We start from the raw sequence: 19,137 nt of genomic DNA, 5'->3' as shown, positions 1-19,137 counted from the left end.
GCCCCCGCCGCACGCTGTGCGAACACCCCGCCCGACGGGATGAATTCCAGCCAAGTAGCCAAAAAGTGAACAGAGTTGACACTAGGCGCCCCTTGACGTGGAGCATTGCGTGCCGCTTTGCTGTGCGCGATCATCCGCTCGCACACCGCATCGAAAGAAGCCTGCGGCATGCCCCCGCCTCCGCCGCCCCTGGGCCGCTCCCGCCGTCGGGGCAGCCGCTCGGACCACGTCTTCGACCCGGCCCTCGACGACGATGAACTCATCGCCGCACGCGGCCAGTTCGTTCAGGGCAGATGGTCCGAGGCCCGCACCCTGCTGGTGGGCACCGGGCGGGACTGGGACCGCCGCGGACATCGACTTCTGGCCCTCGCCGAGACCCCGTCCGCCGTGGACTGGGCCGGTGACTGGCTGCTCGTCGAACCCGAGAGCGCCGACGCCGCCGTCCTGCTCGGCTGCGCCCGGGTCGCCCGCGCGCTACGGCCCAAGGCCAAGGCGAACGACGCCGCCCGCGCCCGGGAGGCCTGCCTGGCCGCCGCCCGCCTCATCCCCGACGACCCCACCCCCTGGCTGGCGCTGCTCCTCCTGGACCGGGGCCGCGACGACGGGGCGGACGAGACCGGCAGGCTCTTCGAGGAGGTGCGCTCCCGCCACCCCGACCACCATCACGCCCACCATGTGATGACCGCTCTGCTGGCCGAGAGCAACCCCGAGAGCGGCCACGACCCCCTCCACGAGGTGTACGACTTCGCCGCCTGGGCCGCCGAACTGGCCCCCGCCGACTCCCCGTTGGCCGTGCTCCCGGTCATCGCCCACGCCGAGCGCTACCGCGTCCTGGTCGCCGCCGGCATCGAGTCCGAGGACCCGGGGGTCTCCGAGCACTGGTCCGGCCGCCGGGCCCGCCAGGTGATGAAGGCCGCCTTCGACTGGTGGCTGGAATGGGAGCGCGAGGACCACCCGCGCCACCGTCTCGACCTGAACTTCCTGGCGCACGCCAAGGTCTGCGAGGGGCGGCCCGCCGAGGCCGCCGCCCTCTTCCACCGCATCGGCTCCTACGCCACCGCCGCGCCCTGGTCGTACACGGGCCGGGAGCCGCACGCCGCGTTCGTCGCCGCCCGCTCCTACGCGCTCGGCACCCCGTGATCCACGAAAGGCACCACCCCACCACCAGGAAGGGACCCATCCCGCCATGTCGACCGGCAGTTCATTTTCCAGCGATACCGGCACCACGAGGGGGACGGCCGATACCGGCGGGATCAACACCTACAAGGGCGAGGAACGCGCCCTGCGGGCGAACCGGCTCGGCACTCCCGGCCTCCTGCTGTCGGTCGTCGCGGCCAGCGCCCCCCTGATGGTGGTCGCCGGAGTGATGCCCACGGTCTTCGGCGTGATGGGCATCGTCGGTCAGCCACTGCTCTACATCATCCTGGGTGTCGTCCTGATGCTGTTCGGCGTCGGCTACGCGGAGATGAGCCGGCACGTCCACAACGCCGGCGCGTTCTACGCGTACATCGCCCGCGGGCTCGGCCCGACCGCCGGCGCCGGAGCCTCGCTCGTGGCGCTGGTGGCGTACAGCGCGATGCAGGTCGGCATCTACGGGATCCTCGGCTTCGAGGTCTCCGGCATCTTCGCCACGTATCTCGACATCGAGCTGGCGTGGTGGATTCCGGCCCTGGTCGCGGCGGCCGTCGTCGGCGTCCTCGGCTGGCTGAAGATCGACCTCAACGCCAAGGTGCTCGGCGTCCTGCTGGTCATCGAGTGCGCCCTCGTCGTGATCTTCGACATCGCCGCCGTGAGCAAGCCGGGCCCGGAGGGCCTGTCGCTGCACGCCTTCAATCCCGAGACCCTCACCGGCGCGGGGCTCGGCACCGCGCTCTGCTTCTGCATCGCCGCGTTCGTCGGCTTCGAGCAGGCCCCGGTGTACGCGGAGGAGACGAGCCGCCCGCAGATCGTGGTGTCCCGGGTGATGTTCCTCGCGGTGGGCTACGCCGCGCTGTTCCTGGCGATCAGCTCCTGGGCCCTGACCGTCGCCGCCGGACCCGGCTCCATCGCCGACACCTCCCTCAAGGAGGGCCCCGGCATGCTGTTCGGCCTCACCGAGGAGCGGCTCGGCTCCACCTTCACCGACATCCTGCACGTCCTCTTCGTCACCGGGATGTTCGCCGCGCTCCTCAGCTTCCACAACGTCGTCGCCCGCTACGCGTTCGCGATGGGCCGCGAGGGGCTGCTGCCGGCCCGCTTCGGCCGCACCAACCGGGCGAGCGGCGCCCCCGGCACCGGTTCGCTGCTCCAGACCGTCGTCTCCGTCGTGATCGTGCTGGTCTTCGCCGTCACCGACGACAACCCGGTCGGCGACCCCACCGCCCCCGTCCTGCGGCTGTTCACCTGGATGGGCAACGTCGGGGCGCTCGGCGTCATCCTGCTGATGGCCGCCGCCTCCTTCGCCGTCATCGCCTTCTTCGTCAAGCGCGGCGCGGGCCGCGCGCAGGCCCCGCGCCTGGTCGCCTCCGCCCTCGCCGGACTGGCGCTCCTGACGATCGCCGTCTTCACCGTCCGCGACTTCGACGTCCTCGTCGGCTCGGGCCCCGGCTCGGCCCTCGACTGGCTGCTGCCGGGCGTGATCCTCCTCGCGCTCGCCGGAGGCCTCGTGTACGGGGCGGTGCTGCGCTCGGTCAAGCCCGAGGTGCACGCGAGGATCGGCCTCGGCAACGAGGCGTTCCAGCTGGAGAAGGCCGCCGAGAGCGAGTCCGCCCGCCGCTGACATCTCCGTACACCCCCGTACGCGTACAGGTGCGCCCGCCCCGGACGGTCCCGGGGCGGGCGCACCTGTACGCGTCTGCACGCGTTACGAGGACGGGCCCCGCTACAGCAGCAGCGACAGCAGCATGATGAAGGCCATGGCCACCACGGAGATGATCGTCTCCATCACCGACCAGGTCTTCAGGGTCTGGCCGACGTCCATGCCGAAGTACTCCTTCACCAGCCAGAACCCGGCGTCGTTCACATGGCTGAAGAAGAGCGAACCGGCGCCGATCGCTAGCACCAGCAGAGCCGCGTGCGAGGTCGACATGTCGGCGGCCAGCGGGGCGACCAGACCGGCGGCCGAGATGGTGGCGACGGTGGCCGAGCCGGTGGCGAGGCGGATCGCGACGGCGATCAGCCAGCCGAGCAGCAGGGCCGGGATCGACCAGTTCTCGGAGAACTCCAGGATCATCTGGCCCACTCCGGCGTCGATCAGCGTCTGCTTGAAGCCGCCGCCCGCGCCGACGATGAGCAGGATCCCGGCGATCGGGGCGAGGGACTTCTCCACGGTGCCGGCGATCCGGTCCTTGGTGAACCCGGCTGCCCGGCCGAGCGTGAACATCCCGACGAGGACGGCCGCGAGCAGGGCGATCAGCGGCGAGCCGATGACCATGGTGACCTTCTGGAGGCCGTTCTCGGGGTTGTCGACCACGATCTCGACGAGCGCGTTCAGCAGCATCAGGACGACCGGCAGCAGGATGGTCGCCAGGGTCGCGCCGAAGCTCGGACGGCGGTCCAGGTCCTCGGAGGGGCGCTGCGGGATCATGTTCTCCGGCGGCTTGATGTCCACCCAGCGTGCGGCGTAGCGGGAGAACACCGGACCGGCGATGATCACCGTCGGGATGGCGACCAGCACACCGAGCGCCAGCGTCACGCCGAGATTGGCGTCCAGGGCGTCGATCGCGACCAGCGGGCCGGGGTGCGGCGGGATCAGCCCGTGCATCACGGAGAGCCCGGCCAGCGCCGGGATGCCGATCCGCATCAGGGAGTAGTTGCCGCGCTTGGCGACGAGCAGTACCACCGGGATCATCAGCACGATCCCGACCTCGAAGAACAGCGGCAGGCCGATGATCGAGGCGATCAGGACCATCGCCCAGGGCATGACCCGGCCGCTCGCCTTCGCGAGGATGGTGTCGACGACCTGGTCGGCCCCGCCCGAGTCGGCGAGCAGTTTGCCGAGGATCGCGCCGAGCGCGATCAGGACGCCCACGCCCGCGACGGTGGAGCCGAGGCCCTTGGTGAAGCTGAGAATCGTGTCGGCCGGGGCGGCTCCCGCGAAGGAGCCGAGTGCCAGCGAACCGATGGTCAGCGCCAGGAACGCGTGCATCTTGAGCTTGGTGATGAGGAGAACGATGACGGCGATGCCCGCCAGGACGGCGATGCCCAACTGAGCGTTGCCTGCCGAGGTGATCGGTTCGGCGGCTTCCGCTGCCAGCATCTCGACGCTGAGACTGGTCACGGTAATGGTCCTTAACTATCGAGCCGGCGCAGTGCGGCGACGGCTCGCCGGGTGATTTCCTCAGGAGTGCCGGACACGTCGACGCTCACCCCGGCCTCGTCGGCCTGGAGCGGCTGCAGCGTCGCGAACTGCGAGTCGAGCAGTGCGGTGGGCATGAAGTGGCCCTTGCGGTCCGCCATCCGCTCCTCGATCAGCGCCCGGTCACCGGTCAGATGCAGGAAGAGGGCGTCCGGCGCCCCGTCCCGCAGCCGGTCCCGGTAGACCCGCTTGAGCGCGGAGCTGGAGACGACCCCGCCGAGCCCCGCCCGCTCGTGCGCCCACGTGCCGATGGCATCCAGCCAGGGCCACCGGTCGTCGTCGTCCAACGGGGTGCCGGCCGACATCTTGGCGATGTTCGCCGGGGGATGGAAGTCGTCGCCCTCGGCGTACGGAACGCCGAGTTCGGCGGCGAGCAGGGGACCGATCGTGGTCTTGCCGGTTCCTGCTACGCCCATCACCACGACGACGTGGGGGGTGTTCACGGGGGGTGCGGTGTTCATGGGGGTGTCTCGCTGTCTTCTTCGACATCGGTCCGTCGCGCTACTGAAACCTATTAGGTACGACTTATTCAAGAGGCTGTGACGTAAACGTCGTACTTATTGTTCCCGAGGGTCGCCCCGTAGGCTTGACCCATGACCACACAGAGCCAGGGGCTGCATACACATGTGCTGGACACCCTGGGTCTGGAGATCTCCTCCGGCCGGTTCCCGCCCGGCAGCGTCCTGCGCACCGACGAGCTCGCCCAGCGCTTCGACGTCTCCCGTACGGTCGTGCGCGAAGTGGTCCGGGTCCTGGAGTCGATGCACCTGGTCGAGTCCCGCCGCCGCGTCGGCGTGACGGTCCGCCCCACCGAGACCTGGAACGTCTACGACCCCCAGGTCATCCGCTGGCGCCTCGCCGGCGCCGACCGCCCCCGCCAGCTGCGCTCCCTCACCGTGCTGCGCTCCGCGATCGAACCGGTCGCGGCGGGCCTCGCCGCCCGCCACGCCACCGCCGAGCAGTGCGCCGAGCTCACCGAACGCGCCCTCGGCATGGTCGCCACCTCGCGCGGCCAGCAGCTGGAGGGCTACCTCGAACACGACATCGCCTTCCACCGGATCGTCCTCAACGCCTCCGGCAACGAGATGTTCGCCCGGCTCGGGGACGTCGTCGCCGAGGTCCTCGCGGGCCGCACCCACCACCAGGTGATGTTCGAGGACCCCGACCCGGCCGCCGTCACCCTGCACGTCCGGCTCGCCGAGGCGGTCCGCGAGGGCGACCCGGAGGCCGCCGAACGGATCACCAAGGAGATCGCGGTCGGCGCCCTGCACGAGCTGGACGTCCTCGCCCCGTAGGGCTTCCGCGCGACGCGGCGCGGGACCCGGCCCCCGAGGCGTACGGTTGGCCGCGATCGATCTTCGCGAAAGCTCAGGAACAGGGAGAGCACGGTTATGGCGCAGCAGGTGCAAGGGGTCATCGCACCGGGGAAGAACGAGCCGGTCAGGGTCGAGACGATCGTGATCCCGGACCCCGGCCCCGGCGAGGCGGTCGTGAAGATCCAGGCGTGCGGCGTCTGCCACACCGACCTGCACTACAAGCAGGGCGGCATCAACGACGAGTTCCCCTTCCTCCTCGGCCATGAGGCGGCGGGCGTCGTGGAGTCGGTCGGCGAGGGCGTCACGGACGTCGCCCCCGGCGACTTCGTCGTCCTCAACTGGCGTGCCGTGTGCGGCCAGTGCCGCGCCTGTCTGCGCGGCCGCCCCTGGTACTGCTTCGACACCCACAACGCCAAGCAGAAGATGACGCTGCTCGACGGCACGGAGCTGTCGCCCGCGCTGGGCATCGGCGCGTTCGCCGAGAAGACCCTCGTCGCCTCCGGCCAGTGCACCAAGGTCGACCCCGAGGTCTCCCCGGCCGTCGCCGGACTGCTCGGCTGCGGCGTCATGGCGGGCATCGGCGCCGCCATCAACACCGGCCAGGTCGGCCGGGGCGACTCCGTCGCCGTCATCGGCTGCGGCGGCGTCGGCGACGCGGCCATCGCCGGAGCCCGGCTGGCCGGCGCGGCGAAGATCATCGCGGTCGACATCGACGACCGCAAGCTGGAGACGGCGAAGAAGATGGGCGCCACCCACACCGTCAACTCCCGCTCCACCGACCCGGTCGAGGCCATCCGCGCCCTCACCGACGGCAACGGCGCCGACGTCGTCATCGAGGCCGTCGGCCGCCCGGAGACCTACCAGCAGGCCTTCTACGCCCGCGACCTCGCCGGAACGGTCGTCCTCGTCGGCGTCCCCACCCCGGACATGAAGCTCGAACTGCCGCTCCTGGACGTCTTCGGCCGCGGCGGCTCGCTCAAGTCCTCCTGGTACGGCGACTGCCTGCCCTCCCGCGACTTCCCGATGCTCGTCGACCTCCACCAGCAGGGCCGCCTCGACCTCGCCGCCTTCGTCACCGAGACCATCGGCCTGGGCGACATCGAGCAGGCCTTCGCCCGGATGCACGACGGCGACGTCCTCCGCTCGGTGGTGGTCTTCTGATGACCGCCCGCATCGACCACCTGGTCACCTCCGGCACCTTCGCCCTCGACGGCGGCGAGTGGGACGTCGACAACAACGTCTGGATCGTCGGCGACGACACCGAGGCAATCGTCATCGACGCCGCCCACGACGCCGCCGCCATCGAGGCCGCGCTCGGCGGCCGGACGCTGCGCGCCATCGTCTGCACCCACGCGCACAACGACCACATCGACGCCGCCCCCGCCCTCGCGGACGCCACCGGCGCCCCGATCCTGCTCCACCCGGACGACCTGCCGCTCTGGCAGCAGACCCACCCGGACCGCACCCCCGACGGCACCCTCTCGGACGGCCAGGAACTGACCGTGGCGGGCACCACGCTCACGGTCCTGCACACCCCGGGCCACGCCCCCGGCGCGGTCTGCCTGTACGCCCCCGAGCTGGCCACGGTCTTCACCGGCGACACCCTCTTCCAGGGCGGCCCCGGCGCCACCGGCCGCTCCTTCTCGTCGTTCCCCACGATCATCGACTCGATCAGGGACCGGCTGCTCACCCTCCCCGGCGACACCGCCGTGCGCACCGGCCACGGAGACCCCACCTCCATCGGCGCGGAAGCCCCGCAGCTCGACGAGTGGATCAAGCGCGGCCACTGAGGGCCGCGCGCCTCACCCCTCCGGCCAGGCGGAGAGCCGCAGCCCGCTCACGAAGCGGCGCGGCTCCCCGCCGACCGGATCGGTGAACTCCAGCACACGGGCCAGCAACTGCAACGGCCGCGAGAAGTCGTCGGCGGCCGCTTCCCCCTCCACCACCGGATACAGCGGATCGTGGACGATCGGCAACCCCAGCGCGTTCATATGGACCCGCAACTGATGCGTCCGCCCGGTGGCGGGCAGCAGCCGGTAGCGCCCGACCCCGCCCCGGTGCTCCACCAGCTCCACCCGGCTCTCACTGTTCGCCTCGCCCGGCTCCTCGCGGGCGGCGAGCACCCCGCGCTCCTTCACGATCCGGCTGCGCACGGTCCGGGGGAGTGCCACCCCGGGGTCGTACGGGGCCACCGCCTCGTACTCCTTGCGCACCAGCCGGTCCCGGAACAGCGTCTGGTACGCGCCCCGGTCCTCGGGCCGCACCACGAACAGCACGAGCCCCGCGGTCAGCCGGTCCAGCCGGTGCGCCGGCTGCAGGGCGGGCAGGTCCAGCTCCCGCCGCAGCCGGGCCACCGCGGTCTCGGTGATGTGCCGCCCCCGGGGCATGGTCGCCAGGAAGTGCGGCTTGTCCGCGACGACGAGACGCTCGTCCCGGTACACGACGCCGACCGGGAACGGCACCGGTTCCTCCGGCGCGAAGTCCCGGTGGAACCAGAGACACCGCCCCGCGGCGTACGGCTCGTCGCCCCGCACGGCGACCCCGTCGGCCCCCACGAACCGCCCGGCCGCCAGCATCTCCGCCACCCGGTCCACCCCGATCGCCCCGCCGAACCGCGCGACCAGATGCTCCCCGACGCATGCCCAGTGCCCTCCGGGATCCTCCGGCAACCGCACCCGTACCGCGTCGATCCCGTGCCGCTGGGGGAGCGGAGCGGGAGGCGGCTTCCTGCGACCCCGCATCGTCGCCCCTCTCCGTGGTCGCCCGGTGACGCAAAAGAGCCCCACCGAAGTGGGGCTCCTGCTGGTGTCCGAGGGGGGACTTGAACCCCCACGCCCGATAAAGGGCACTAGCACCTCAAGCTAGCGCGTCTGCCATTCCGCCACCCGGACAAGGTGTCTGTCTCGCGGGCCGTGCCCGTTCCGACGTGGAAAACCATAGCAAACATTCGAGGGTGCTCGATCACGCCCCGATGGCTGTGAACGGTGCGTGACGGGGGGTGCGCGCCCTTGGGCGCAGGCCGTGGGCGCGGGAGGATGAGGGGGAGCACCACAGCGACAGTGGAAGGAACCAGCGTGAGCGAGAGCAGCACGGGCAAGGCCGTCACCGGCGGCAACGCCGAGAGGGAGGTCGTCGACCTCTGTCGTGACCTGATCCGGATCGACACCAGCAACTACGGCGACCACTCCGGCCCCGGTGAGCGGCTCGCGGCCGAGTACGTCGCGGAGAAGCTCGCGGAGGTCGGCCTGGAGCCGCAGATCTTCGAGTCGCACAAGGGGCGGGCCTCCACGGTCGCCCGGATCGAGGGCGAGGACCCCTCCCGCCCGGCGCTCCTCATCCACGGGCACACCGACGTCGTCCCGGCCAACGCGGCGGACTGGACGCACGACCCGTTCTCGGGGGAGATCGCGGACGGCTGCGTCTGGGGCCGGGGCGCGGTCGACATGAAGGACATGGACGCGATGACCCTCGCGGTCGTCCGGGAGCGCATGCGCACCGGCCGCAAGCCCCCGCGCGACATCGTGCTCGCCTTCCTCGCGGACGAGGAGGCCGGCGGGACGTACGGGGCGCGCTACCTCGTCGACAACCACCCCGGGCTCTTCGAGGGCGTCACCGAGGCGATCAGCGAGGTCGGCGGCTTCTCCTTCACCGTCAACGAGAACCTGCGGCTGTATCTGGTGGAGACGGCCCAGAAGGGCATGCACTGGATGAAGCTGACCGTGGACGGCACCGCCGGGCACGGTTCGATGATCCACAAGGACAACGCCATCACGGAGCTGTCCGAGGCGGTCGGGCGGCTGGGCCGGCACAAGTTCCCGGTGCGGGTCACTAAGACGCTGCGGCACTTCCTGGACGAGCTCTCCGACGCGCTGGGCACCGAGCTGGACCCGGAGAACATGGACGAGACGCTCGCCAAGCTGGGCGGCATCGCCAAGCTCATCGGCGCCTCCCTCCAGAACACCGCCAACCCCACGCAGCTCGGCGCCGGCTACAAGGTCAACGTCATCCCGGGCCAGGCGACCGCCCACGTCGACGGCCGCTACCTGCCGGGGTACGAGGAGGAGTTCCTGGCGGACCTGGACCGGATCCTCGGGCCCAACGTCCGGCGCGAGGACGTGCACGCGGACAAGGCCCTGGAGACCACGTTCGACGGCGCGCTGGTCGACGCCATGCAGACCGCGCTGGTCGCCGAGGACCCCATCGCCCGTGCCGTGCCGTACATGCTCTCGGCCGGCACCGACGCCAAGTCCTTCGACGACCTGGGCATCCGGGGCTTCGGATTCGCCCCGCTGAAGCTGCCGCCGGAGCTGGACTTCGCGGGCATGTTCCACGGTGTCGACGAGCGGGTCCCGGTGGACGGTCTGCAGTTCGGCGTGCGGGTGCTCGACCGGTTCATCGACCACTCCTGACCGCTCTCCGACCGATTCCCCGTCGATTCGTCCACCTGTGCGGACATGTCCGAACGAGTGAAACGAGCCGTTCACACGTAGCCCCGCCAAATCCTCCTCGTTACAAGGTTTGCGGTCCGCGGCTGGGACCGCATTTTCCAACTAGGAGGAATCATGATCAAGAAGGTCGTCGCAGTTGCGGCTGCTACGGGTGGCCTCGTTCTCGCGGGTGCGGGCATGGCTTCCGCCGACGCGGGTGCCCAGGGTGCTGCCATCGGCAGCCCCGGCGTGCTCTCCGGCAACGTCGTCCAGGTTCCGGTCCACGTGCCGATCAACGTGTGCGGCAACACGGTCTCCGTGATCGGTCTGCTGAACCCCGCCTTCGGCAACACCTGCGTCAACGCCTGACGTTGAACGTCAACCCGTAAGGGTTTGAGCTCGACCGGTCCCGGAGTGCACTCCATGCACTCCGGGACCGTTCGGCATTCGACTCCCGCACGGTCATGTCCGGGGGTTTTTCGGAAGCCAGAAGGCAGGAAACGAACCTATGCGACAGGTCACTCGTAAAGGCCTGATCACCATGGCGGCTGCGGGCGGAGTGCTCGCGCTGAGCGGCGGATACGCCCACGCCGACTCCGGGGCGGCCGGTACCGCCGCCGGCTCGCCGGGCGTGCTGTCCGGCAACTCGGTCCAGGCCCCGATCGACATCCCGGTCAACGTCTGCGGCAACTCCATCAGTGTCGGCGGTCTGCTGAACCCCGTCTTCGGTAACGACTGCGGAAACGGATCAGCAGAATCCGACCACTCCGGGAACCGCTCGGCTCCCCAGGAGCGCTCGGTCCCGGGCGGCTCCGGAAACGGCGCCCAGGCCGGCGACACCACCGCCTCGGACGGGCACACCGACGCGTCGGACCGGCACTCCGAGCCCGGCACCGGCCGTCACCGGGCCCCGGGCGGCGGCGCCACGGCCGAGGGGATCGCCCAGGGTTCGCCCGGCATCCTCTCCGGCAACTCGGTCCAAGCGCCGATCGACATCCCCGTGAACCTCTGCGGGAACAGCGTCACCATCGTCGGTCTGCTGAACCCGGTCTTCGGCAACAGCTGCTCCAACGACGCAGAGGTTCCGCCCCCGCCGCCCGAGCAGCCGGAGAAGCCCCCGGTCACGCCGGAGAAGCCGGTCGTCCCGCCGGCCAACCAGCCGCCCGAGCCGAACGCCCCCGAGCCCCAGCACTTCCCCGAGGAGCAGCTCGCGCAGACCGGTGGGGGCGGGCTCGAACTGCTCATCCCGGCCAGTGCCGGACTGCTGCTCGCCGGTGCGGGATCGGTTCTCTACCGCCGCTCGCGCAGCGCCGCCTGATCCGGGCGAGCACAGCACGGCGCAGCCCGGACAGGAGAGCGGGCCCCGCGATCGCGGGGCCCGCTCCATGTCACCAGGTGGCCCGTAGCTGACGGATGATCCGTCTGCGCAGCCGCACCCTGCGGCTGCCGTCCCTGCGGAGCGTCAGGCGGTCCAGTTCCCAGTGTCCGTACTCGGCGTGGTCGGTCAGGAGTCGGGCCGCTTCCTTGCGGGAGACCCCGCGCGGCACGTACACGTCGACGAATTCGTATTCCGGCATCGCATCTATTGTGCGGGCAGAGCCCCGGTACGGATAGCGTCTGCACTATGTCTGATGCTGCGCAGCCCACCGCTGCCGAGGTACGTGCCGCCGCCGAGGCGGTCAAAGCCGCGATCGACCGTCACCTCGACGCGGTCGAACGCCGTACCGGGGACGACGACCCCGCCGTGTACGACGCGTTCAACGCCCTTGCCGCTGCCGCCGAGGTCTACGACGAACTCCTCTACGAGCGCTACGACGAAGTCACCCCCTTCGAGATCCCGGGCGCGGACGACTCCCTGCCTCCCTACGCCGGGCCGGCGGAGCCCAGCGCGCTCAGCGTGCTGATCCGGCGCGACTACGTGGTCGCGGAGCCCCCGCGCCTGCTCGTACAGGCTCAGCGCCTCGCCGACCTCGACGCCGGTCCGGGCGGCGGACAGGACACGGCCCCGGTGGTCGGCACCAGCGTCCACGCCGCGCTCGGCGTGCTCTTCGGCGAGTACGAACCGGACGAGATCGCCTCCCGGCACAAGGAATTCGGCCTGGAGGAGGGCGACTCCACCCTCTGGGTCTCGGCCGGGGAAGCGCCGCCGGAGCCGGGGGAGTGGCTCGGCGCCCCGTTCGAGGACGCCGACCCCGAGCTGGTGGTCTGCCGCTTCGACGTCAGCGCGGTCTTCGACGAGGAGGACGAGTCGGACGAGGACTTCGCCGGCCCCGTGGTGGGCGGCCGCTGACCCCTTCTCCTCCTCCCGCACCGGACGTGACGGTGGGGCCCCGGCGCACAGTGCGCCGGGGCCCCACCGCTGTCCGGATCAGCTCCGCTCAGGACGCCGCGTCGGACGTCGGGAGCGCCTCCAGCAACGGGCGCAGCCGTGTCGTCCGCTCCTGGGCCGGAACCTGCGCCACCGCGTGCGGGAGTGCCTGGTCCACCCCGTGCACGACCGACAGATGCCGCTCGCCCCGGCCGAACGCGGTGTACACCCACGGCCTGCTCAGCCCCTGCGCGGCGTCGCCCGGCAGCACCACGACCGCGGCGGGCCAGCGCATCCCGGCCGCCTGATGGGCGCTGAGGGCCCAGCCGTGCCGCACCGACGACTCCACCCGCTCCTGCGGTACGACGACGGGGACGCCCCCGCAGTCCAGCCGCAGCCCCTCGGCGTCGGCCGAGAGCACCACCCCGGGCACCGCCCGGCCGGGCGCGGGCACATGGACCACGCGGTCGCCCGGGTCGAAACCGCCGAACCGGCCGGGGCCCGGGTTGAGCCGCTGCTTCAGCGCCTCGTTCAGCGCCCTGGTCCCGGCGGCCCCGCCATGGCCCACGGTGATCACCTGGGTCTCCTCGGCGGGGATGCCGAACGCCCGGGGCACCGAGTCCGCGACCAGCTGCACGGTGCGGTGGACGGCCTCGCCCGCGTCGCGGACCGGGACGATCACCACCTCCTTGCCCGGGGCGTCGACCTGGTTCAGCTCGCCGATGCCGATGCCGGAGACCAGCTCGCCGATCGGCCCGGGGTCCGGGGTCCGGGAGACGACCTGCGGGCAGGCGTGGGAGGCCAGCACATCGGCGAACACCCGCCCGGCGCCCGCGGAGCCCAGCACGCCCGGGTCGCCGCTCAGCACCAGCCGGGCGCCGTCGGCCAACGCCTCGACCAGGACCGCAGCGCCCTCCACGTCCAGCTGCGGGGCGTCCAGCACGACCAGCAGGTCCAGGGCCAGCGCCCCGTCCTCGTCCCGGCCGGGGCCCTGCGCACCGGACAGCAGCCCGGACAGCGTGACCGCCGTGTCCGGATCACCGGTGGCCGCCGCGAGCCGTCGGCGGCCGTCCTCGCTGTGGGTGGCGCCCAGGGCCCGCAGCCCCAGGCCGCGCGCCGCCGCGATCAGGGCGGCGGGCTCGGCCCGGGCCGCCTCGCCGCCGCTGTGCGCGACCAGTCCGGCAGCGGCGGCCGTACGGATCAGTTCGGCGGCCGACGGGCTGGGGGCGGAGGCGGCCGCCTCCGCCCAGTCGGCGGCCTTCTCACAGGCGTTGACGAGCCGGGCCAGGCCGTCGGCGAGGCTCTCCTCGGCGAGGGCGTAGCGGTCCAGGCCCAGCAGCACCTGGACCGGCTCCCGGGCCACGTCCGCGTCGCCCGCTTCGTCCGCTTCGCCGTCCGAGTCCGCCGCTCCGGGGTCGTCCGCCGAGGGCTCGTCGCCCTCCTGGAAGACCAGGGCGACGCCCTCCTCGACGGCGTCCCGCACCGCCGCGTCCGGATCGCCGACCGCACGCTCGGCGAGCGCCGTCCGTACGGCGTCGGCGTCCAGTGCCGTGTGGCCCTGGAGGGCGGCGCGCTCCAGCAGCCAGCCGACCAGGGCCGCCGTCCTGCGGCCGTCGTCCGGGCCGCAGTCGGCGCCCAGCAGGGCCCGCGCGAAGCCGTCGGCCTGTTCCGGCCGCACGCCGGGCACGGCCAGCAACCGCCAGGGGTCGGTGCGCAGCAGCTCGGCCGCCTGCTCGCCGAGCGCGCCGACGGCCGGGCGGGCCAGCGCCTCGGGGGCCCCGCCCTCCGTGAGCACCGCGCGCACCGCGTCCAGGGCCTCAGGCGTGGCGGTCCGCGCCGTGGGGGCGGCCTCGGGCGCGGGGGTCCGGGTCGGCTGTGCGGCGGCCGGTGCGGGACGCCGGGAGGCCGGGGTCGCGGCGGGCCGGTCGAAGAACGCGGTGCCCGACTTCTCGCCGCTCTCCACGGCCCGGACGGCCGCGAGCAGACCGGCTGCCGTGCCGCTCAGACCCGTACCGGCGGCGATGGGCGCGGCCTTCTCCGCCTTGCGCTTCTCGATCCGCTCCCGCAGCTCGCGCTGGGCGGCCAGCTCGGCCTGCGCCTCCGAGAGCTCGGCGGCGGGCGCCGCTGCGGCGGGCGCGGCGTCGGCGCCCGCCTCGGCCTCCGCGTCCTCCGCGTCGCCCTTCGCGTCGTCGTCCGCGTCCGCCGGAGTGTCCGACGACTCGCCGCCTTCGGAGGCGTCAGGTGCGTCAGGTACATCGGACGGGTCGGGCGTACCAGAGGCGTCGGGTGCATCGGACGCATCGGACGCATCGGGCGCTTCGGCGTGCTCGGGGCCTTCGGCACCGGCCTCCGGCGGGGACACGGTGTCCTGTGGTGTGTCCGTGCCGACGGTGCCGGGGGTCTCCCCGGGAAGCGCAGTCACAGCGTGCTCCAGTCCTGGTCGGGATAGCGGTGCACGGGCGCCGACACATCGTCGAGCGCCTGGCAGATCTCGTAGGGAAGACTAAGCGCCTCCACTGACAAAGCCTCCGCGAGCTGCCCGGCGTTGCGCGCACCGACGATCGGCGCGGCCACTCCCGGCCGGTCCCGGACCCAGGCCAGCGCCACCTGGAGCGGACTCGTCGCCAGTCCGTCCGCCGCCGTCGCCACGGCGTCGGTGATGCGGGCCGCCGCGTCGTCGAGATACGGCTCGACGAACGGGGCGAGCCGCTCGGACGCGCCCCGGGAGTCGGACGGGGTGCCCTGGCGGTACTTGCCGGTGAGCACGCCGCGCCCCAGCGGCGAGGACGGCAGCAGCCCGATCCCGAGGTCCAGCGCGGCGGGCAGCACCTCGCGCTCGATGCCCCGCTGGAGCAGCGAGTACTCCATCTGCGTACTGGCCAGCCGGGTCCGCACCCCGGGCGCGGCGAGCTGCCAGGTGGCGGCCTTCGCCAGCTGCCAGCCGCAGAAGTTCGACACCCCCGCGTACCGGACGCGGCCGGAGGACACGGCCAGGTCCACCGCCTGGAGGGTCTCCTCCAGCGGGGTCGCCGGGTCGAAGGCGTGGACCTGCCACAGGTCCACGTAGTCCGTGCCGAGCCGCTCCAGGGAGGCGTCCAGAGCGGCCAGGAGGTGCCCGCGCGAACCGTTGAAGCGGCGATAGGGGTCCGGGACGTTGCCCGCCTTCGTGGCGATGACCAGATCCTGACGGGGGACCAGGCTCCCGACGAGCCGCCCGAGCAGATATTCGGCCTCGCCGCCCCCGTACACGTCGGCGGTGTCCACCAGGGTGCCGCCCGCGTCCCAGAAGGCCTTGAGCTGGTCGGCGGCGTCGTGCTCGTCCGTGTCCCGGCCCCAGGTGAGGGTGCCGAGCCCGATCCGGGACACGCGAAGGCCGGTACGGCCGAGATGCCTCTGCTCCATGGGCGCTGAGATTACTGGCCATGGCCCCACCGGGTGGAGGCCTGGGGACAACCGGAGGTCCGCCGGGCCTGCCGGATCTCCGTCACCCGCGCTAGAGTCCGGAGAAAGGGACGTTACTGATCAGTAAGGGGAGCGGTTATGCGGCTCGGCATCAATCTCGGTTACTGGGGCGCCGGCATGGACGGCGACAACCTCGCCGTCGCGCAGGAGGCCGACCGGCTCGGCTACGACGTCTGCTGGGCGGCCGAGGCCTACGGCTCCGACGCCCCGACCGTGCTGACCTGGGTCGCGGCCCAGACCGAGTCGATCGACGTCGGCTCCGCGATCATGCAGATCCCGGCCCGCCAGCCCACCATGACGGCGATGACCGCCGCCACCCTCGACTCGCTGTCCGGCGGCCGCTTCCGCCTCGGCCTCGGAGTCTCCGGCCCGCAGGTCTCCGAGGGCTGGTACGGCGTGAAGTTCGACAAGCCGCTGGCCCGCACCCGGGAGTACGTGGAGATCGTCCGCAAGGCCATGACCCGCGAGCGCGTGTCGTACGAGGGAGCGCACTGGACGCTGCCGCTCCCCGGCGGTCCGGGCAAGCCGATCAAGCTCACCGTGCACCCCCAGCGCGAGCACATCCCGCTCTACATCGCCGCGATCGGCCCCAAGAACCTGGAGCAGACCGGCGAGATCGCGGACGGCGCCCTGCTGATCTTCCCCTCCGCCGAGCACCTGGAGGAGACCGCGATCCAGCCGCTGCGCGCGGGCCGGGAGAAGGCCGGGAAGACGATGGAGGGCTTCGACGTCAGCCCGACCCTGCCGCTCGCCGTCGGCGACGACGTGACCGGCCTCGCCGACATGTTCCGCCCGTACACCGCGCTGTACGTCGGCGGCATGGGCAGCCGGAAGCAGAACTTCTACAACCAGCTCGCCCAGCGCATGGGATACGAGAAGGAGGCCGCCGAGATCCAGGACAAGTACCTCGGCGGGGACAAGGCGGGCGCCGCCGCCGCCGTGCCGCACCAGCTGATCGACCAGACCGCGCTGCTCGGCCCCGTGGAGCGGATCGCCGAGCGGATGCAGGCCTACGCCGCCGCCGGGGTCACCACGCTGAACCTCGCCCCGGCCGGCTTCACCCTGGAGGAGCGGCTCACCGCCCTGCGCGCCGGCACGGACGCCCTGGAGCGCTCCGGACTCGCCTGACGGATCCCGGGACAGCACTACGGCCGTGGTGGGGGCTCGGGGGTCCTCCCCGCCACGGCCGTCACCCGGAACAACGCGCCGCGCGCCCAGGGGTTACGCCACCGCGCCGGGCGCCGCCCGCCGGCCGTTCCGGTTGCCGACCGCCCCGAGGCGCATTTGACTCTTCCTGCGCACTACTGCTCCGCGGAGCTCGATTCCGCGGGCAACGGGTACGGAGGTGGCCGTCATGCTCTCAGCGCAGACCCTGTTCCAGGAGATCCTGGACGACGACGAGTCCTACCGGCTCTTCTGTTCCATCGCCGCGAGCGGCGAGGCCCAGGGCGGCTGGGAGAACGCCCGGATCGCCGCCCTCGTTCCGGAGGGCAGCCGCGACCTGGCTCCCAAGATCGTCCGGCACGGCGCCGACGAGGACAAGCACGGCCGGATCTTCAACGCGCTCCTGAAGAAGCGCGGGCTGCCGCCCGTCGAGGTCCCGCCGGAGACCGACTACACGATGCTCCTGGAACAGCAGGGCATCGGCCTCGCGCACTCCCGGCTGCGCGGCGAGGAGCGGCTCACCGAGCGCGACATCATCACCTATCTGGCCCACAGCCGCGTCACCGAGCAGCGTGCCTCCGAGCAGATGCGCCTGCTGCGCCGGTACTTCGCCGACCACCCCGACATCGGCCGCGCGGTGAAGATGATCTCCCACGACGAGGACAACCACCTCGCCTACTGCCACGAGGAACTCCTCCGCCTCGCCCGCGCCGGGCACGGCCGGACCATCCAGCGGATCATGCGCGAGTGCGCCCTGGCCGAGATCCGGGTCTACCGCGACGTCAGCCTCGCCGTGATGGCCAACATGGGCCGGGTGCTCGGCTGGTCGCGGCCCAGGGCGGCCGTTCTCGCCGCGGGCATCCACGCCGTGTACGCGTACGAGCGCCTCGTCGGCTGGCGGCGCATGGTGAGCCTGGAGATGCCGCGGCGGCGGGACGCGCTGGGCAGCCCCGCCGCACCGGAACACGAATACGCCTGAGCGCGCACGGCTCGCGGTCGCCGGGCGCTCAGAGCCAGCCGCGCCGCTTGAACAGCCGGTGGAGACCGAACACGGCGCAGCCCATCGACGCGACCACCGCCGGGTAGGTCCACACCCAGTGCAGCTCCGGCATGTGGTCGAAGTTCATGCCGTAGACGCCCGCCACCATCGTCGGGACGGCGGCCATGGCCGCCCAGGCGGAGATCTTGCGCATGTCGTCGTTCTGCCGCACGCCCATCTGGGCCAGATGGGCCGACAGGATGTCCGAGAGCAGCCGGTCCAGCCCTTCCACCTGCTCGTTGGCGCGGGTCAGGTGGTCGGCCACGTCCCGGAAGAACGGCTGCGCGTGCTCGTGGACGAACGGCACGCCCGCCCCCGCCAGCCGGGCCATCGGAGCGGTCAGCGGCCCGGCCGCCCGGCGGAACTCCAGCACCTGCCGCTTGAAGGTGTAGATCCGGGCCGCGGTGTTCTTCGAGTCGCCGCCGCTCGGGGCGAAGACCTGCGCCTCCAGCTCCTCCAGGTCGAGCTGGAGCTCACCGGACACGTCCATGTAGTGGTCCACGACGGCGTCGCTGACCGCGTACAGCACCGCTGTGGGGCCGTGCTTGAGCACCTCGGGCTCGGCCTCCAGCCTGCGGCGCACGGCCGCCAGCGGGGCGCCCTCGCCGTGCCGGACCGTCACCACGAACGAGTCGCCTATGAAGACCATCAGCTCGTCGGCGCTGACCGTGTCGCTCTCGGGCTCGTAGACGACCGGCTTGAGGACCGCGAACAGGGAGTCGTCGTACACCTCCAGCTTGGGGCGCTGGTGCGCCCGCAGCGCGTCCTCCACGGCCAGCGGGTGCAGCCCGAACTCGTCGCGTACGAGGTCGAACTCCTCCTCCGTCGGCTCGTGCAGCCCGATCCACAGGAACGCGTCCCGGGAAGCCCGCGCCTCGTCCAGCGCGTCGGAGAAGTCGTCGGGCCGTTCGGTGCGGCGCCCGTCCCGGTAGATGGCACAGTCCACGATCACGGCGGGCATTCTTCCCCGTGACCGCCCCTCGCGCACCTTCGCCGTCCACCAGGGGGTGCCTTGTCGATCAGGCCGGGCTCGCGTGCCCTGGTGCCGCGCCTCGCCGCGTTGTCGTCGGTCGCCATGGCTCCGC

18 protein-coding genes and 1 tRNA gene are annotated in these 19,137 nt (G+C 72.0%); 11 read left to right on the top strand and 8 right to left on the bottom strand.

Annotated features, from left to right (window positions below; genetic code table 11):
- The first annotated feature begins 168 nt into the window (after positions 1-168).
- A complete protein-coding gene (locus IE272_RS18005; protein WP_056703061.1) occupies positions 169-1,140 on the top strand; it encodes a hypothetical protein in 972 nt (323 codons plus the stop codon).
- 46 nt (positions 1,141-1,186) lie between these two features.
- Positions 1,187-2,758, top strand: coding sequence for an APC family permease (locus IE272_RS18000; protein WP_050359511.1), 1,572 nt, complete (start codon positions 1,187-1,189; stop codon positions 2,756-2,758).
- A gap of 102 nt (positions 2,759-2,860) precedes the next feature.
- Here the strand turns inward: IE272_RS18000 and IE272_RS17995 are convergent, their stop codons facing one another.
- Together IE272_RS17995 and IE272_RS17990 are read right to left on the bottom strand one after the other, a co-directional pair.
- Complete coding sequence (locus tag IE272_RS17995) at positions 2,861-4,258, bottom strand: GntP family permease (RefSeq protein WP_073745458.1); 1,398 nt, start codon at positions 4,256-4,258, stop codon at positions 2,861-2,863.
- An 11-nt stretch (positions 4,259-4,269) separates the two neighbouring features.
- Positions 4,270-4,797, bottom strand: a complete 528-nt coding sequence (locus IE272_RS17990) for a gluconokinase (RefSeq protein ID WP_176739567.1) — start codon at positions 4,795-4,797, stop codon at positions 4,270-4,272.
- 132 nt (positions 4,798-4,929) lie between these two features.
- Here IE272_RS17990 and IE272_RS17985 point away from each other — a divergent pair, with 132 nt between their 5' ends.
- The 3 genes from IE272_RS17985 to IE272_RS17975 all read left to right on the top strand — a co-directional run bounded on the left by IE272_RS17985 (position 4,930) and on the right by IE272_RS17975 (position 7,442).
- Positions 4,930-5,631 carry a FadR/GntR family transcriptional regulator gene (locus IE272_RS17985; protein ID WP_050359509.1) on the top strand — a complete coding sequence of 234 codons (702 nt, stop codon included), beginning with the start codon at positions 4,930-4,932 and terminating at the stop codon, positions 5,629-5,631.
- A gap of 96 nt (positions 5,632-5,727) precedes the next feature.
- Positions 5,728-6,813 carry an S-(hydroxymethyl)mycothiol dehydrogenase gene (locus IE272_RS17980; protein ID WP_007448768.1) on the top strand — a complete coding sequence of 362 codons (1,086 nt, stop codon included), beginning with the start codon at positions 5,728-5,730 and terminating at the stop codon, positions 6,811-6,813.
- The gene (locus tag IE272_RS17975) at positions 6,813-7,442 is read left to right on the top strand and encodes an MBL fold metallo-hydrolase (RefSeq protein ID WP_007448769.1); all 630 of its coding nucleotides are present in this window, start codon (positions 6,813-6,815) and stop codon (positions 7,440-7,442) included. The genes IE272_RS17980 and IE272_RS17975 overlap by 1 nt, the downstream gene beginning before the upstream one ends.
- A 12-nt stretch (positions 7,443-7,454) precedes the next feature.
- On the opposite strand, the gene IE272_RS17970 is transcribed toward IE272_RS17975, so the two are convergent.
- Together IE272_RS17970 and IE272_RS17965 are read right to left on the bottom strand one after the other, a co-directional pair.
- Entirely contained in the window at positions 7,455-8,393 is a 939-nt protein-coding gene (locus IE272_RS17970) for an RluA family pseudouridine synthase (protein WP_190007261.1), read from the bottom strand.
- Positions 8,394-8,455: 62 nt separating this feature from the next.
- Positions 8,456-8,543: transfer RNA gene (locus IE272_RS17965), tRNA-Leu, on the bottom strand.
- A gap of 183 nt (positions 8,544-8,726) precedes the next feature.
- On the opposite strand from IE272_RS17965, the gene IE272_RS17960 reads away from it, so the two are divergent.
- The 3 genes from IE272_RS17960 to IE272_RS39220 all read left to right on the top strand — a co-directional run bounded on the left by IE272_RS17960 (position 8,727) and on the right by IE272_RS39220 (position 11,397).
- The gene (locus tag IE272_RS17960) at positions 8,727-10,061 is read left to right on the top strand and encodes a M20/M25/M40 family metallo-hydrolase (RefSeq protein ID WP_056703072.1); all 1,335 of its coding nucleotides are present in this window, start codon (positions 8,727-8,729) and stop codon (positions 10,059-10,061) included.
- A gap of 153 nt (positions 10,062-10,214) precedes the next feature.
- Positions 10,215-10,448: a chaplin ChpH gene (chpH, locus tag IE272_RS17955; protein WP_003970136.1), complete on the top strand. Its 234-nt coding sequence runs from the start codon at positions 10,215-10,217 to the stop codon at positions 10,446-10,448.
- Between the two features lie 139 nt (positions 10,449-10,587).
- A complete protein-coding gene (locus IE272_RS39220; protein WP_056703075.1) occupies positions 10,588-11,397 on the top strand; it encodes a chaplin in 810 nt (269 codons plus the stop codon).
- 70 nt (positions 11,398-11,467) lie between these two features.
- Here IE272_RS39220 and IE272_RS17945 read toward each other — a convergent pair whose 3' ends face one another.
- Positions 11,468-11,656 (bottom strand): DUF5703 family protein, encoded by a 189-nt coding sequence (locus IE272_RS17945; protein ID WP_003970138.1) that lies wholly within the window; start codon positions 11,654-11,656, stop codon positions 11,468-11,470.
- Between the two features lie 47 nt (positions 11,657-11,703).
- Here IE272_RS17945 and IE272_RS17940 point away from each other — a divergent pair, with 47 nt between their 5' ends.
- Positions 11,704-12,369 carry a hypothetical protein gene (locus tag IE272_RS17940; protein WP_190007260.1) on the top strand — a complete coding sequence of 222 codons (666 nt, stop codon included), beginning with the start codon at positions 11,704-11,706 and terminating at the stop codon, positions 12,367-12,369.
- Positions 12,370-12,457: 88 nt separating this feature from the next.
- Here IE272_RS17940 and IE272_RS17935 read toward each other — a convergent pair whose 3' ends face one another.
- The gene (locus IE272_RS17935; protein ID WP_190007259.1) at positions 12,458-14,809 is read right to left on the bottom strand and encodes a helix-hairpin-helix domain-containing protein; all 2,352 of its coding nucleotides are present in this window, start codon (positions 14,807-14,809) and stop codon (positions 12,458-12,460) included.
- Positions 14,806-15,789 carry an aldo/keto reductase gene (locus IE272_RS17930; RefSeq protein WP_050359503.1) on the bottom strand — a complete coding sequence of 328 codons (984 nt, stop codon included), beginning with the start codon at positions 15,787-15,789 and terminating at the stop codon, positions 14,806-14,808. Before IE272_RS17930 ends, IE272_RS17935 begins: the two co-directional genes overlap by 4 nt.
- 138 nt (positions 15,790-15,927) lie before the next feature.
- Between IE272_RS17930 and IE272_RS17925 the strand changes: the two genes are divergently transcribed.
- Both IE272_RS17925 and IE272_RS17920 read left to right on the top strand, forming a co-directional pair.
- Positions 15,928-16,977, top strand: coding sequence for an LLM class F420-dependent oxidoreductase (locus IE272_RS17925; protein ID WP_007455828.1), 1,050 nt, complete (start codon positions 15,928-15,930; stop codon positions 16,975-16,977).
- A 226-nt stretch (positions 16,978-17,203) separates the two neighbouring features.
- On the top strand, positions 17,204-17,992 hold the full coding sequence (locus tag IE272_RS17920; protein ID WP_050359502.1) for a hypothetical protein: 789 nt from the start codon (positions 17,204-17,206) through the stop codon (positions 17,990-17,992).
- A gap of 28 nt (positions 17,993-18,020) precedes the next feature.
- On the opposite strand, the gene IE272_RS17915 is transcribed toward IE272_RS17920, so the two are convergent.
- Entirely contained in the window at positions 18,021-19,013 is a 993-nt protein-coding gene (locus tag IE272_RS17915) for a magnesium and cobalt transport protein CorA (protein ID WP_050359501.1), read from the bottom strand.
- Positions 19,014-19,137: the final 124 nt, after the last annotated feature.

Source organism: Streptomyces anulatus (assembly GCF_014650675.1).
In the GTDB taxonomy this organism is placed as follows: Bacteria; Actinomycetota; Actinomycetes; order Streptomycetales; family Streptomycetaceae; genus Streptomyces; species Streptomyces anulatus.
Note: the sequence above shows the minus strand (reverse complement) of the source record. Positions and strands in the feature narration are given on the sequence as shown.